Source organism: Actinospica durhamensis, from assembly GCF_018139695.1.
GTDB classification, from domain to species: domain Bacteria; phylum Actinomycetota; class Actinomycetes; order Streptomycetales; family Catenulisporaceae; genus Actinospica; species Actinospica durhamensis.
In genome coordinates this window covers 1-761 of the sequence record NZ_JAGSOG010000654.1, presented here as the reverse complement: position 1 = coordinate 761, position 761 = coordinate 1, and the positions used below count along the sequence as shown (strand labels likewise).

The following is a 761-nucleotide window of genomic DNA, read 5'->3' as shown; positions in this document are numbered from 1 at the left end:
GTGCTGAGTCGGGCGTGGGGTGGGGGCAGCGTCCTGTCATACCCGAGATGTTGGGTGTGACTTTCGTGCGGCTACAAGATATGGTGTCCGACGCAGCTGGTTCGGCCGTTCTTCTGGGGCGGTCGAGGTAAGAGGGAACCCGGTGTGAGACCGGGACTGCCCCGCAGCGGTGAGTGGGAACGACAGCCGTCGTGCACACTGGGTGACCGCGTCTTGGACGTGGTGCCTGGGAAGTGACGGCCAGTAGATTCCGGGATCGAGGAGGTCGGCGAGGTCGGCTGCTCGGGTCCCGGGTGCCCGCGAGTCCGAAGACCTGCCAGCGGTGCCGCGTCCGTTCCCGGGCGCGGCGCGTCCGAAGTCGCGTGGGACGGCTGACGGCGTGTCGGGATTGAGGGAAGACCATCCTGGCGCGGGACGCGTGCATGTGTGCGTTGGTTGGTACATATGTGTGCGTGGTTGGTCCTGTGCTTTGAGATGTGCGTGCTTTTTTGTGCTGCATGTCCGGGTCTGTTCTCGTTGCCGTCCGCTCGTTGTGTGGCCCACCGCTTTCGGACCGTACTTCGGACGGGCGAGGAGAGGGCAGTGACGATCGGGCAGGTCGGCGAGGCGACGGGTGCGGCGATGGGTGCCGCGACGGTGGGTGCGGATTTCGCGCAGGCCGTGGCGGCGGTGGAGGCCGGCGCCGGGCAGATCGAGATTCTGGTGGCGCGGTGGGCGCGGGATCTGCCTGATGTGGATGCGGGGCGGGTGGCGCGTAAGAC

The 761-nt window shown here is 67.1% G+C and carries 1 riboswitch.

From position 1 onward, the window contains the following. Positions 1 to 80: 80 nt before the first annotated feature. Positions 81 to 335: riboswitch (cobalamin riboswitch) on the top strand. Positions 336 to 761 lie beyond the last annotated feature (426 nt).